The sequence below is a fragment of the Neobacillus sp. NPDC097160 genome, assembly GCF_044762155.1.
GTDB lineage: Bacteria > Bacillota > Bacilli > Bacillales > Cytobacillaceae > Neobacillus.
Map to the genome: position 1 here is coordinate 170,705 of NZ_JBIWDU010000006.1, position 13,552 is coordinate 184,256.

At 40.2% G+C, this 13,552-nt stretch carries 13 protein-coding genes; 12 read left to right on the plus strand and 1 reads right to left on the minus strand.

Annotated features, from left to right (window positions below):
• Window positions 1–91 precede the first annotated feature (91 nt).
• From ACIQXV_RS10675 to clpP, 9 genes are all read left to right on the plus strand, one after another.
• Window positions 92–1,120, plus strand: coding sequence for a Bug family tripartite tricarboxylate transporter substrate binding protein (locus tag ACIQXV_RS10675; RefSeq protein WP_402958607.1), 1,029 nt, complete (start codon window positions 92–94; stop codon window positions 1,118–1,120).
• A 59-nt stretch (window positions 1,121–1,179) separates the two neighbouring features.
• Entirely contained in the window at window positions 1,180–1,632 is a 453-nt protein-coding gene (locus ACIQXV_RS10680) for a tripartite tricarboxylate transporter TctB family protein (protein WP_402958609.1), read from the plus strand.
• Window positions 1,633–1,659: 27 nt separating this feature from the next.
• On the plus strand, window positions 1,660–3,186 hold the full coding sequence (locus ACIQXV_RS10685; RefSeq protein ID WP_402958611.1) for a tripartite tricarboxylate transporter permease: 1,527 nt from the start codon (window positions 1,660–1,662) through the stop codon (window positions 3,184–3,186).
• 72 nt (window positions 3,187–3,258) lie between these two features.
• Window positions 3,259–4,869 carry an ATP-binding protein gene (locus ACIQXV_RS10690; RefSeq protein ID WP_402958613.1) on the plus strand — a complete coding sequence of 537 codons (1,611 nt, stop codon included), beginning with the start codon at window positions 3,259–3,261 and terminating at the stop codon, window positions 4,867–4,869.
• The gene (locus ACIQXV_RS10695) at window positions 4,847–5,554 is read left to right on the plus strand and encodes a response regulator (RefSeq protein ID WP_402958615.1); all 708 of its coding nucleotides are present in this window, start codon (window positions 4,847–4,849) and stop codon (window positions 5,552–5,554) included. Before ACIQXV_RS10690 ends, ACIQXV_RS10695 begins: the two co-directional genes overlap by 23 nt.
• Window positions 5,555–5,701: 147 nt before the next feature.
• Window positions 5,702–6,313 (plus strand): TetR/AcrR family transcriptional regulator, encoded by a 612-nt coding sequence (locus ACIQXV_RS10700; protein ID WP_402958617.1) that lies wholly within the window; start codon window positions 5,702–5,704, stop codon window positions 6,311–6,313.
• 258 nt (window positions 6,314–6,571) lie between these two features.
• Window positions 6,572–6,712: a YrzI family small protein gene (locus tag ACIQXV_RS10705; RefSeq protein WP_402958618.1), complete on the plus strand. Its 141-nt coding sequence runs from the start codon at window positions 6,572–6,574 to the stop codon at window positions 6,710–6,712.
• A 106-nt stretch (window positions 6,713–6,818) separates the two neighbouring features.
• A complete protein-coding gene (locus ACIQXV_RS10710) occupies window positions 6,819–7,514 on the plus strand; it encodes a sigma-70 family RNA polymerase sigma factor (protein ID WP_402958619.1) in 696 nt (231 codons plus the stop codon).
• A 30-nt stretch (window positions 7,515–7,544) separates the two neighbouring features.
• Complete coding sequence (gene clpP, locus ACIQXV_RS10715) at window positions 7,545–8,129, plus strand: ATP-dependent Clp endopeptidase proteolytic subunit ClpP (RefSeq protein WP_402958621.1); 585 nt, start codon at window positions 7,545–7,547, stop codon at window positions 8,127–8,129.
• 22 nt (window positions 8,130–8,151) lie between these two features.
• Here clpP and ACIQXV_RS10720 read toward each other — a convergent pair whose 3' ends face one another.
• Window positions 8,152–9,258 carry an AbrB family transcriptional regulator gene (locus tag ACIQXV_RS10720; RefSeq protein WP_402958623.1) on the minus strand — a complete coding sequence of 369 codons (1,107 nt, stop codon included), beginning with the start codon at window positions 9,256–9,258 and terminating at the stop codon, window positions 8,152–8,154.
• A gap of 198 nt (window positions 9,259–9,456) precedes the next feature.
• Between ACIQXV_RS10720 and ACIQXV_RS10725 the strand changes: the two genes are divergently transcribed.
• The 3 genes from ACIQXV_RS10725 (at window position 9,457) to ACIQXV_RS10735 (ending at window position 13,449) form a co-directional block, all read left to right on the plus strand.
• Window positions 9,457–9,741, plus strand: a complete 285-nt coding sequence (locus tag ACIQXV_RS10725; protein ID WP_402958625.1) for a sensor histidine kinase — start codon at window positions 9,457–9,459, stop codon at window positions 9,739–9,741.
• Between the two features lie 533 nt (window positions 9,742–10,274).
• Window positions 10,275–10,991, plus strand: coding sequence for an ABC transporter ATP-binding protein (locus ACIQXV_RS10730; protein WP_402958626.1), 717 nt, complete (start codon window positions 10,275–10,277; stop codon window positions 10,989–10,991).
• On the plus strand, window positions 10,963–13,449 hold the full coding sequence (locus ACIQXV_RS10735) for an FtsX-like permease family protein (RefSeq protein ID WP_402958628.1): 2,487 nt from the start codon (window positions 10,963–10,965) through the stop codon (window positions 13,447–13,449). The genes ACIQXV_RS10730 and ACIQXV_RS10735 overlap by 29 nt, the downstream gene beginning before the upstream one ends.
• The last annotated feature ends 103 nt before the right edge of the window (window positions 13,450–13,552 follow it).

Below are 13,552 nucleotides of genomic sequence, written 5' to 3' on the forward strand. Positions count from 1 at the left end.
TAATACGTTTTTAATGCTGTTTAAATGTACAAACTATGAATTTCTAAAAATTTTTATAAAATTGAGAAAACGGTTACAAGGGGGAAATAAAATGTTTTCGATCAAAAGAATTTCAGCAGTAATGTGTGCAGGGGCATTGGCGTTAAGCTTAGGGGCTTGTAGCAGTAAAGAAACGGCTAGCCCAGCTAAGAAGGAGGAAGGTACAGGCTATCCCAAGAAAGCGATTTCAGTTGTCGCGCCATCGGGTGCAGGGGGCGGCTGGGATTTAACCGCACGTTCCTTTGCAAAAGTGTTGAGTGAAACAAAGATTGTCTCGCAGCCATTAACGGTTGAGAATAAGCCGGGCGGCGGCGGTGCCGTGTTTATGGCAGAATACGCGACCCAGCAAGCAGAAAATAACGATATGCTTTTCGTTAATTCACCACCAATCATTATTAACAATCTGAAAAAAGAAGGAAACAGTCCATACGGGTACAAAAATACAACACCGCTCGCACAGCTAACAAAAGATTTTGGTGCTATTGTCGTCAAAGCAGATTCCCCATTTAAGGATCTTCAATCAGTATTGGAGGAAGTAAAGAAAGATCCTAGTAAACTTACATTTGCAGGCGGTTCGGCACCAGGTTCAATGGACCACTTAATTTCAATTCTTCCGGCGTATAAATATGGAGTTGACCCAACAAAAATTAAATACGTTTCCTATGATGGCGGTGGGGAAGCCATTACCTCATTGCTTGGCGGCAATGCCGATGTCATTGGAACCGATGCCTCCAGTGTGAAGGAATTTTTAAAGGCTGGAAAGGTTCGGGTGTTGGCTGTGACCGCAGCAGAGCGCCTATCCGGAGATTATAAAGATGTTCCAACTGCAAAAGAACAAGGTGTCGATGCAGAATTCACGATTTGGCGCGGAGTCTTTGGTCCTGAAAAGATGTCAAAAGAAGCAAAATCCTATTGGGAAAAAGCTATCGACAAGCTTGTGAAGTCCCCTGAGTGGAAGAAGGAAGTAGAGACGCAAGGCTGGGAACTGGAATATAAAAACAGTGCCGATTTCAAAACGTTTTTAGGTGAACAAGATCAACAAGTCCAGCAATTATTAAAAGCATTGGGTATGCAAAAGTAAAAAGCGCGGGAAGGAGTTTACTTTTTCCTTCCCTTATCTTTTCTTAAGGGGGAATACGAATGAGTTTAAAATTCGATCGTATTGCATCTGTAGCGTTTTTAGCGGTAGGGGTGCTATTTATTATTGGGAGCAAGCATTTAGCGAGCTCATCTTATGGAAGTGTTGTTGGACCCGATATCTTTCCATTTATTCTTGGAATTTTACTTGTTTTATTAAGTATCCGTTTGTTTTATGAAACATTCATGGGCAGTGGTGAGCAGGGGACGAAAGAAACATTGCAGTATAAACCCTTCTTAATTATCGCAGTTGCGACTTTGGTCTATATTTTAACGTTAGAAACGGTTGGATATGTGATTACCACCTTTTTATTTTTATTTGTATGTTTCCAAACAATGGAACGGTCGAAGTGGATTTCATCTCTCATTATTTCTGCATGTTTTTCTGGAATGGTTTATTTTTTATTCGTAGAGGTATTGAAAGGCACACTTCCAGGATGGCCGATTTGGTTTTAGCAACCAACTGGAGGAAGGAGGAAAAACATGAGTACACTTGATTATTTAGTTCACGGATTTGGTACTGCACTTATTTGGTATAATCTCATTTTTGCCTTTGTTGGCGTGTTAATTGGCACGGCCGTCGGTGTTTTGCCGGGGATCGGTCCAATGAGCGGGGTAGCGCTGCTTATTCCCGTAACGGCTTCGATCACAGGCGGTCTTCCGCCGGAACAAGCGGCAACGAGTGCAATTATTCTTCTTGCCGGGGTATATTACGGAGCGATGTATGGCGGATCGACCACTTCGATTCTATTAAATACACCTGGGGAATCCTCCTCTGTTGTAACAACATTGGACGGTTACCAGATGGCGAAGAAGGGAAGGGCCGGCAGCGCCTTGTCCATTGCAGCGATTGGCTCATTTGTTGCGGGGATTGTGACACTCATTGCCTTGATTGCCCTAGCAAAACCATTATCAGAGGTGGCACTTAAATTTGGCCCAGCCGAATATTTTTCCTTAATGCTTTTGGGGCTTGGCGCTGTCAGTGGATTGGCAGGAAAATCGGTTACAAAGGCGTTAATTATGACAGTTTGCGGCTTATTACTTGGTACGATTGGCATCGACAGCGTTTCGGGTATTGCCAGATTTACCTTCGATGCTCCATGGCTTTTCCAGGGAATTGAGTTTTTAACAATCGCCGTTGGGCTGTTTGCGCTTGGCGAGGTCTTCAAGACCATTTTAGAAAAAGAAGAGGAAGAAACTGAAATTGCGAGAATTAATAATATGCTTCCTTCCAAGGAAGAGTTTAAAGATTCAGTGGGACCGATTGCCCGTGGTTCTATCTTGGGGTTCTTTGTTGGAATTTTGCCGGGTGCCGGGGCGACGCTCGCTTCCTTTTTCTCTTATATCCTTGAAAAAAAGGTATCAAAAAATCCTGAGAAATTTGGAACAGGTGCCATTGCAGGGGTAGCGGCACCGGAATCAGCTAATAATGCGGCGTCAGGCGGTGCAATGATTCCATTATTAACATTGGGTATACCGGGGTCAGGTACGACTGCGATCCTAATGGGAGCCCTGATGATGTACAATGTCCAGCCTGGCCCCTTATTATTTGAAGATCATCCGCAGGTTGCCTGGGGTCTGATTGCTAGTATGTTTATCGGAAATATTATGCTATTAATTTTGAATCTGCCACTTGTAAAGGTGTTTGCAAAAATTATTCAAACGCCAAAGAAATATTTGATCCCGATGATTATCGCGATCTCTATCTTTGGTGTCTATGCGGTACAGGTGTCAACGAATGACCTATTGCTTTTACTTGCTTGCGGTGTCCTCGGCTACTTTTTTAGTAAACATGATTATCCGATTGCCCCGCTCGTTCTTGGACTCGTACTGGGACCAATGATTGAGAATAACCTAAGAAGGGCATTGACCATTTCAAATGGTGATTATAGTGTATTTTTCACTCGCCCGCTTTCCTTAGTATTTCTGCTTATCACGTTCTTATGGCTGGTTGTACCATTCATGCTGAAAAGAAGAGGGAAAGAAGTCATCATTAATGTAGAAGGGTAAGATTCAGAAGATTATGAAAAACTCCTTTTTAAAAGGAGTTTTTTTTATTATGATAGAGGTAGAGGTGTAAACATGCGATTACATACGAAACTGATGCTTGGAATTTCCATACTCATCATCGTCCTCGGGACCATTATTGAATTTACTTTTAAAAATATCATGGAAACCAACTTGAAAAATGAAATTGGTTACAAAGCATTGTCTGTTGCAGAGACGCTTTCTAATATGCCGGAAATCCAATCTGCTTTTAGCACTGAAAACCCCGCCGCCATTATTCAACCCATTGCTGAAAAAATTCGCAAGGACGTTGAGGCGGAATTTATTGTCATAGGAAATCGTAATGAAATAAGGTACTCACATCCTAATCCTACACGCATAGGGCAGAGAATGGTTGGGGGAGATAATGAACAAGTGTTTAAAGGGGAATCAGTAATCTCTGAGTCTACAGGGACGCTGGGGCCATCGCTAAGGGGAAAGGCACCGATTTTCAGCGGGGAAAAGGTAATAGGTGTCGTTTCTGTCGGATACCTGCAAACAGATATTGAAAAAGAAGTATCAAAAATACAGAAAAAGATTTTTGTCGCTACATTCATTATTTTAATCGGTGGGCTGCTTGTCGCCCTTTTAATCTCATTAAATATTAAAAGGGCTATTTTTGGACTGGAACCAAAGGAAATTGCTTGGATGTATCAAGAAAAACATGCGATTCTTGAGTCCATTCATGAATCTATCATCGCGATTGATACAAATGGCAGGATCACGGTTGTGAATGAAACTGCTCATACGATTTTAAAGGTACCTATAAGCACCCTGCTTCGCGGAAAAAGAATTGAAGAGGTGCTGGAAAATACGCATCTCCTTGAGGTCGTTCATACAGGACAAGCTGAATACGACAAGGAAATTATCATATTTGGGGAAGTGTATTTAGCCAATCGCATTCCTATTTTTAATAATAAGGAAGAGGTTATAGGAGCTGTGGCGAGCTTTCGGAATAAGTCTGAGCTTGCCAATCTGCTAAAAGAATTATCCCATATTAAAACATATGCGGAAGGCTTGCGTGCTCAAACCCATGAATATTCCAACCGGCTTTATACCCTGCTAGGCCTGATACAGCTCGGTTCTTATAAAGAAGCGATTGATTTTATCTCCAAGGAAGTAGATGTAACCCAAGGGTTCATTCAATTTTTAATGAAGGAAGTCCCTGACCCAATTATTGCCGCATTTATTTTAGGAAAAGTCAGTTTAGCAAGCGAATTGAAAATTCAATTTACGATTGATCGAGAGAGCAGCTTTAGAGATCTACCACATGAAATTAACAGGGATTCGTTAATAACCATCATCGGCAACCTTGTTAATAATGCATTTGAAGCAGTAAGAGAGAATGAGAAGGAAGAAAAAAGGGTTTCGCTTTTTTTAACAGACCTTGGGAAAGAGTTGATTATTGAAGTAGAAGATAACGGAACAGGTATAGATGAAAATACAAACAGCCTGATATTTAAGGACGGCTTTACAACAAAGAACACAAGAAGTAATGCCGGAATTGGTTTAAGTTTAGTGCAAAAAGCGATTCATGAATTAGGGGGATCGATCACGTTTTCTTCGGATAGAGGAGTAGGGACGATTTTCACGGTGGCCATACCAAAAAGCAGGGGGGATTTGAATGAAGGGAAACCGAGAAATTGAAGTATTAATTGTGGAGGATGACTTACGGGTTGCGGAAATACAAAAGCGGTTTCTTGAACAGATCGAAGGCTTTCAAACCGTAGGGATTGCCGCGAGTAACCTAGAGGCGAAAACGTTAATTGAAATTATGCAGCCCGACTTGCTGTTGCTTGATGTATATTTCCCGGATATGAACGGACTAGACTTATTGAAAGAAACCAAGCAGCAAACGAAACAAATGGATGTGATTATGATTACAGCAACAAAAGAGATTCATAAAGTACAAGAAGCGATTAGTATCGGTGTTTTTGATTATATTATCAAACCCGTTGTTTTTGAACGATTCAAACAATCATTGCTACGATATAAGGATTATCATACAAATCTAGCTCAATTAGGGAAAGACAGTCTACATGTCACCCAGCAGCAGGTCGACAAACTATTGCGAAAAGAAATCGTTGGATTGCCTAATGAAAAAACCTACCTTCCTAAAGGTATTGATCCACTTACACTTGAAAAGGTATTGGAGGTTCTCAGTAGAGAGGTACGAGGCCTGACGGCAGAAATAGTTGCCAAAGAAATTGGCGTGAGTAGAACAACAGCAAGACGTTATTTAGAACATCTCGTCTCAGAAGAAAAAATAGAAGCCGACCTGGCATATGGAACAGTAGGACGCCCCGAACGGGTTTACCTGGTTCATACATAAGTTGAGAAAATAATAATATTATGTAAACTGGACAAACAGACATATTCCTTTACGTGAGATTTTTCTTTGTTTTAAATAATAGATTTATGTTTTAATTAATCTGAGACTTTTCAAGCATCCAAAATTATCAATGAACGGAGGTTAAAAATGCCGCCAATCGTTTCAGATTCCTATAAAGAAAAGAAAAAAAGGGAGATTCTCTCAAGTGCCCTAGCATGTTTTGCCAAGAAAGGATTCCAAGTAGCGACTATTGATGATATTGTCGAGCATTCTGGGATTAGTAAAGGAGCCATTTATAATTATTTTAAAAGTAAAGATGAAATATATTTAGAATTAATGGCCACGGATACAGAAGATTCATTTGAGCTATTAACGAAAGACCTGTCAACCTACAAATGTGCAATGGAAAAAATTCAATATTTATTTGATGTATACCTTTCTTTGGATGTGTTGGAGGAAGAAACCAATAGCAAAATCATCGTTCATAATGAATTTAAACTCTATGCTGCACGAAATATGGAAATAATGGACAAATTAACAGCTCGAAGACATCATTATCTTATCCAACTTTTTGTGGGGATCATCAAAGAAGGACAAGAATCAGGGGAATTCAAACAACAGCTTAACCCGGAAATGACAGCAAATCTTTTCTGGTCGATGATTGATGGAGTCACCATCCAATCCATCTATAACAACTACCCTTACAAAGAAGTACTGAATGAGCTGAAGCAACTATTTTTGGAAAAAGTGAAAGCATAGCGGACAAAAGGCAGGCACACAGGCTTGCCTTTTTGTATTTTTATTAGCCAACATAGATAAAATGAATTGACAATTTTTAGGGTTGAAAAATATAATAAAATAAACTGACTAGTCGTTTTAATAAAAAAAGAATACCCGTATCTTAAGAGCATGCGTAAACCGTTTAACGAGTAGAAGTAAAAAATACCGAAAAATATACTCAAAAAATTGATCTATATAAACTGACTGGTCACCTTTAATATGAAGGAGGGGAAGAAAATGACGATTAATCTCTTATTCTTTACAATTTCAATTAAAAAACGGAAGATAAGTCTTGAGGAAGCTGTTCAGGAAGAAATGATTGAAAAACTTTATGATAATAATAAAGAAAAGCAAATTTCAATCCATCGTTTAATGTGAATAATTTTTTTAGAAGCATATAATATCAGTAAAAAATTGTGACCCCGTATCTTTTTATCCTCATGAAACGTTTAAAGGGTAGAGAGTGCAAAAAGGAGTGGGAACGATGACACACAAGCTAAGCCCCAACAGCGCTGACATTTCACAACAAAATGATCGGCTGTGGAACGAATATTATCCAAAATTGCAGCGATATTGCCGGTTTCTAGCGCAAAACTCCTGGGATGGAGACGATATCGCCAATGAGACCTATCTTAAAGCCTTAAAATATCACCCGCATCAATTGAGCTCTGCCTTGTTAAATAAAATTGCCTATCATCATTGGGTTGATCAGCTGCGAAAAAGAAAAAATGAGAAAATTGAAGCTGATTTTGATCAGCCAATTCATGAAATGACGAAACAGCTGGATGAGATGACCCATGCAGTTGAACTGCTGCTAAAGCAATTTACCCCAAAGCAAGCTGTCATTTTTATGCTAAAAGAGGCCTTTCAATATCAGTTGAAGGAAATAGCAGATTTGTTACTCTCAACAGAAATGGCGGTAAAAGCCAGTCTTCATCGAGCGAAAAAGCGTCTGGAAAAAGATGATCCATCCTTTTCAGTCGAATCATTTTGGGATGAGGAAGAAAAGGAGCGACTTACGAGCATTTTTTATGAAGCCTTGAAAAATCAAGACCCAACCGAGCTGATTCAATCCATTCCTTCTATTACGAGCATAAATGAAGTCCCTAAGCCCATTTCAAGGAATTTACAATCCATTCATATTTCCACTCCTTCAAGCACTCTCTGTATGGCGGCATAGCCAAAAATACGCTTCAAGGAGGATTCATTAATGAGTACCATTCCATATGTAATCGAACAATCTAACCGTGGGGAACGTTCCTATGATATTTATTCACGACTGTTAAAGGACAGAATTATTATCATCGGCGATGAAATAAATGACCACACGGCCAATAGTGTTGTGGCCCAATTATTATTTTTAGCAGCAGATGCCCCCGATAAGGAAATTTCGCTCTATATTAATAGCCCAGGCGGTTCCACTTCAGCAGGGTTCGCTATTTTCGATACGATGCAATACATTAAGCCGGACATTCGAACGATTTGCACCGGTATGGCAGCATCATTTGGAGCCATGTTACTTCTTGCCGGGACGAAGGGAAAACGGTACGCACTGCCAAATAGTGAAATCATGATCCATCAGCCATTGGGCGGTGCACGAGGCCAGGCAACAGAAATCGAAATATCTGCGCGGCGTATCCTAAAGTTAAAAGAACATATTAATCAAATTATTTCAAAACGCACTGGCCAGCCGGTAGAAAAGGTAGCAAACGATACGGAGCGCGACTTCTTTATGAGTGCGGAAGAAGCAAAAGAGTACGGGATTATCGATGAAATACTATATCCAAAAATCTAAATCAAAAACGAGGAAGGCGGTCTCAAGCTGCCTTCCTCGTTTTTCGATTTCCCACTTTAAAAAACAATCGTAACAGCGGTGGAACTGCAAAGTAGATAAAAAAGAGCCTAAATATTTGGTACCCGGTCACCATCGATAAATCAGCGTGGACTTCATGGGCAAGAATCGCCATCTGATCCATTCCACCCGGTGCAAGGCTTAATAAACTTGTGGAAGGAGAAATATCATAAAAATGAACAAGTAACAAACCCAGACCCACTGATCCTACAATCATGAGTAATCCACTAAGCAGTGCGAGGGTAATCATTTTTGCTTTATGCTCAAGCTTTTCAGGCTTCAATAATAAACCAATGTATCCACCAATCATAAATTGAGATACGTCCAAAATCGGGGCTGTAAGTGCAGGTCCATGCAGCCCTAAAATAGAGGCTAACGCAGTCCCCGCGATAGGACCTAACATAAACGGAGTAGGAAATTTCAATTTTTTTGCAAGAAAAGCGCAGATCACACAGATTAAGGCAAACAAAATGAGATTGGGAAAAAGTGGGACAGTGGATTGTACCGTCTTTTCTACTAAATCCGAAGTCGAAGGAGCAGATGAATGATTAAAAAGCGGTCCCAAAATGAGAAATGGGACGAAGAAAATAATCATCATTAATCTGGCTACTTGCAGGAACGTTACTGTGGTAATGTCGATTCCTTTCATTTCTTCAGCAAAAATAATCATTTGTGAAAGTCCTCCAGGAATACTGCCTGTAAGGACTGTTGGATAATCTACTCCGGTAAGCTTGGAAACAACCCAGGCAATTCCGGCACAAAAACAAACAAGTAAAACAGTCATTAACAGCATGGATGGCAATTTCACTGTTATTTGCTGGAGAGCTTCTTTCGTGAATGATAAGCCAATGGAATATCCAACGATGATTAATCCTGTATCACGAATGTATGCAGGCCAATAATAGTGAATTTTTCCAAATCTACTGCCAATTAAAACAGCTGCCATTGGCCCAAGTAACCACGGAATCGGTGTATGAAGTGCGGAGAACACAAGGCCGCCAATGAAGGCCGTTAACACAGTTACTGAAAAACGAAGTGCTTTGTTTTCATGTTTTTTTGAAAAATCAATCAAGGGAAACCCTTCTGTCTATAGAATTTTTAATTAAATCAACAAACTTTTCCATCAACTATCCCCAACATATTTAAAAATGGTTATTTACATTCATTCCATTATTTTATCATATGACAAGTCCTAGCTTACAGTCTTGTGCCTTAGTGAGGTCATTTTTTTGGACGAAAAATAAATTGCGGACAGTATCCATTTTTTTGCGTGATTATTGTATTTAAATGCCTTTATAATATTTACAAAAAGGATGGAGGTCATCATGAAAATATTCATTTTTCTTATTTTGATAATGGCATCGGGGTGGATTTATCTGCTTTTGGAGGCTCATTCAAACATATGGGGCTTGCAGGTATAGAAAATAGGGTTATTAGTTTGGAAGGGAGAGTAGAACTAAAATCTGCTCTACAAAAAGGATTTCATGTGGATATTTATATCCCAATAACTCCAGTACAAAAAGGTGATTACGATGGAAATATTATTGGTGGATGATCATAGATCAGTCGTAGAAGGAACAAAAAAACTAAATGTTAATTCTCGGGTTGAAGCCATCAAAAAAGCGAAAGGCCTGGGGATTTTGCCAACGGAAGATTTATATTAGTAATAAAAAGGTCGGAGTAAACCGGCCTTTTTTGATGGGCAAATTGCGTATGCTCCGCAATTTTTTGCGGGAATAACTTCATTTTTTGCGCGTAACGAAGTCTTAATCTGAAATATGATGGTTTCATACTAATGAAGGGATGGATGAAGAAAAATGAATGTTCAACTATTACAGTGGGGATTATTCTTCTTTATGATTGGAATTTATTGAAAAAAAACCTTAACACCTGGTGTTAAGGTTTATTTTTTGAAATCAAGCGGCTGCAAACTGATTCGGCAGCACCCCAAAATTCTGCGGGAGTTCACTAAAAGTCTGCGGATTGCGGGGAATGGAACCGCCGTAGAATGAAATCATGCAATACAAAAGAGAGGCCTTAGCCGGAAAAAGTACTCAGTTCATTTTGAAAAATATGGAGGTTATTAATATGATTACAATTCAAGATGTTTCAAAGGTTTATTCGTTAGAATCAGGAGATTTTTTTGCTTTAAAAAATAACAACATTCACATTAATAAAGGGGAATTCGTTGCCATCATGGGTCCGAGCGGTTCCGGAAAAAGTACCCTTCTGCAGTTAATCGGAGGACTTGACTTGCCGACCTCCGGCCAATTGAACGTGGATGGTACTCAATTGAACCATCTTAATGAAAAGGAAAGAACGTTATTCCGCCGGAGGAAAGTAGGGTTTGTATTTCAAAACTATCAACTCCTTCCGATGATGACTGTTACAGAGAATATCGCACTCTCGCTATCTGCAAATAAAGCTTCTAAGTCAGACATAAACTCACGCGTTCACCAATTGTTGGAGGATGTGAACCTTGGTGGGAAAGAAACACAATTCCCTTCACAGCTAAGCGGTGGGCAGCAGCAGCGGGTCGCCATTGCCAGGGCACTTGCGATGAAGCCGCAGTTGATTTTAGCTGACGAGCCGACAGGGAATTTGGATCAGAAAAATGGGGAAGATATTTTGGCACTTCTCTCAAAATTAAATAAAGAAGAGCAAATCACCGTTGTAATGGTCACGCATGATCAGCAGGCGGCAGCAGCTGCTAATCGGATTATCGTGATCCGAGACGGAGAAATTGTAAATGACCTAAAAAAAGGAGTGAACGGAAATGAATCTTTGGCTAGTAGCCTGGCGTAACCTTATGCGCAGAAAGATTCGCAGCTTTCTGACGATCATGTCGATTGTTATCGGAGTAGCATCGACATTTGCCGTAATTGCCGCAGTCGATTCTGCCGAGAAAGCCTTTCCGGTCTATTTAAAATCGGCATTTGGAAAAGCAGATTTTAATTTGAATGGCACCGAGGCATATTTTTCAGAAGACGTTTATAAGAAAGTAGAAAAATTGGATCAGTCAGAGTCAATCGCAATTTTGAAGAAAAATACAAAGCTGAAGATGGAAGTTGATGGGATAACCTCCATTCAAAAAAGAGTCGACCTTAGCGGATACAGCGACCTTGATACACCGGTTACTGATTTCAAGGTGGTAAAAGGGAATCTAACCGCTGGCGGTGCCGTGATTACGGACCGGACGGCAAAGGTATGGAAAAAGGATGTCGGTGATACCATTTCCTTCGATACTGACAATGGCATGCAACGGATCAAAATAACGGCAATCGTCAAATATACCGTCGAACTCATGGGACCTAGCAGCTGGAGTATGGCGAACTATCACCCATGGTCAGTTGCGGTGCCGTTAAGGGTTGTCCAGGATTGGTACGGATTAACTGGAAAAATCCAAAACATACAGGTGAAAGCGATCAATGGGGCAAGTATTAATCAGGTAGAAAAAGAATTAGACCAATTTGTGAAACAGGTTGACGGAGTCTATATGCAACCAGTCGTCATCGATTTCGATGCGCAATTCAAAACATTGGATTCTTTCTTTCTAGCACTTTATATTGCTGGGTTTCTAGGAATTGCTCTTAGTGCGTTTATTATTTTTAATTCTATGTACGTCAGTATGAAAGAGCGCAAGAACGAATTTGCCGTGCTCAAGACAATTGGCTACACCCCTTCGCAAATTCAAGGGATGGTGATGTTTGAGGTCATTTTATTATCTATCATCGGAACGGCCACAGGGCTATTGATAGGTTATGGACTTGGTTTTGGGTTAAAATCTCTCATTTTCATGATTTACAGCATCCATGACGACAGCGGTATGGTGCTGGCAAAAGGAGTGATCATCTCGTTACTTGCCGGTTTGTTCGTTCCAGTCTTCGCTTCTTTACACCCAATCCGTCAAGTAGGGAGGGTCAGTGTCATTGAAGTGTTAAAGGAAAATAGGGCAGCCTCATTTAAATCAAAAAAGTGGCTTGGAATAATCGGAGTACTACTCATTGCATCCGGATTTTTTATCAAAAGTTTACTCTTGGTCGTTCCATTAATGATTGGGATTGCCCTCGTGTTTCCCTATTTGTTTAAACTATTTGATTTCATATTAAAAGTTATTTATAAAATACTTTTCGGATTTACTGGCGAAATGGCGACACGGAATCTAAATCGACATATTGGCCGAACGTCCATGACCTCTGTGATTCTCTGTTTGGGTATCGCCATGATCGTTTTAATGAGCTCACTGAATTCCGCTCTTTTGCAGACATATGAAAGGATTATCTATTCCTCTTACGGGGGAAATTTGGATATCATGTTCCATCATATTGAAAAAGAGGATTTGAGCAAGCTGAAAAATACGGAAGGTGTTGCAGATGCAACAACCTATTCCTTGCAAGCTGTTGTGTGGGATCATCAGGATAAAAAACGCCAGCTCCCTGTTTTTGGGGTTGGAGAGAAATGGATTGATCACTTCCCGCTGTTTACTACCACAGGTAAGGCACCAAGTGAATTAATCAAGAACCTAAACAAAGATGAAGTCATTCTCGATAAAATTTCTTATGGGGTTTGGGGAGGGAAGATTGGTGAGACCATTACGCTCCAAACACTCGAAGGAGCTAAGCCTTTTAAAGTAGCAGCAGTTGTAGATACGATGAAAAACAGCGGTTATGGAGCTTTTATGAAGGAAGAGAATTTTAAGGAGTATTTTGGAATTAAATATGAACGCAATGCCCTTGTGCTCAAAAGTGAGAATGTGAGTCCGCTGCAACTAAGAGAAAATATTTTTGCACAATTTGGTGAACGGATTGAGTCCATGTTTGGACCGGAAGATTGGGTCTCGGTCATTGGTGCAACGTATACAGGGTCTTTCTCGATTATTAACGGGTTAATCATTCTATCCATCATTGTTTCTGGTATAGGGATTACCAATACTCTACTAATCAGTATTATGGAACGGATTCGCGAGATAGCGATGATGCGGGCAGTTGGTGTCACCCGCCGGCAAATCGTCGGGATGATTTTACTAGAAGGGTTCGGCATTGGGCTTGCTGCGACGGTCATCGGTACATTGTTTGGCATTCTGTTAATCTACATTACTTCTACCTTTATGGAAGTCAATTCGTTAACCTTTGATTTCGGCGTTTCATGGCTGATTCTTCTCTTTACGAGCTTGTTTGGCATTATGGTTAGCTTGGTTTCTAGCTTTGCGCCTGCCTCAAGAGCGGCTAAGACGCAGTTAAGTGAGGCCTTAAGGTATGAGTAGGTTGCTTTTTGACCGACAATGGGAAAAAGAAGCTCGGCGGTCACAAAAAAAGGATTATTGTGACCGTTATGATGAAAAAAGGAACTCGACGGTAACAAAAAAC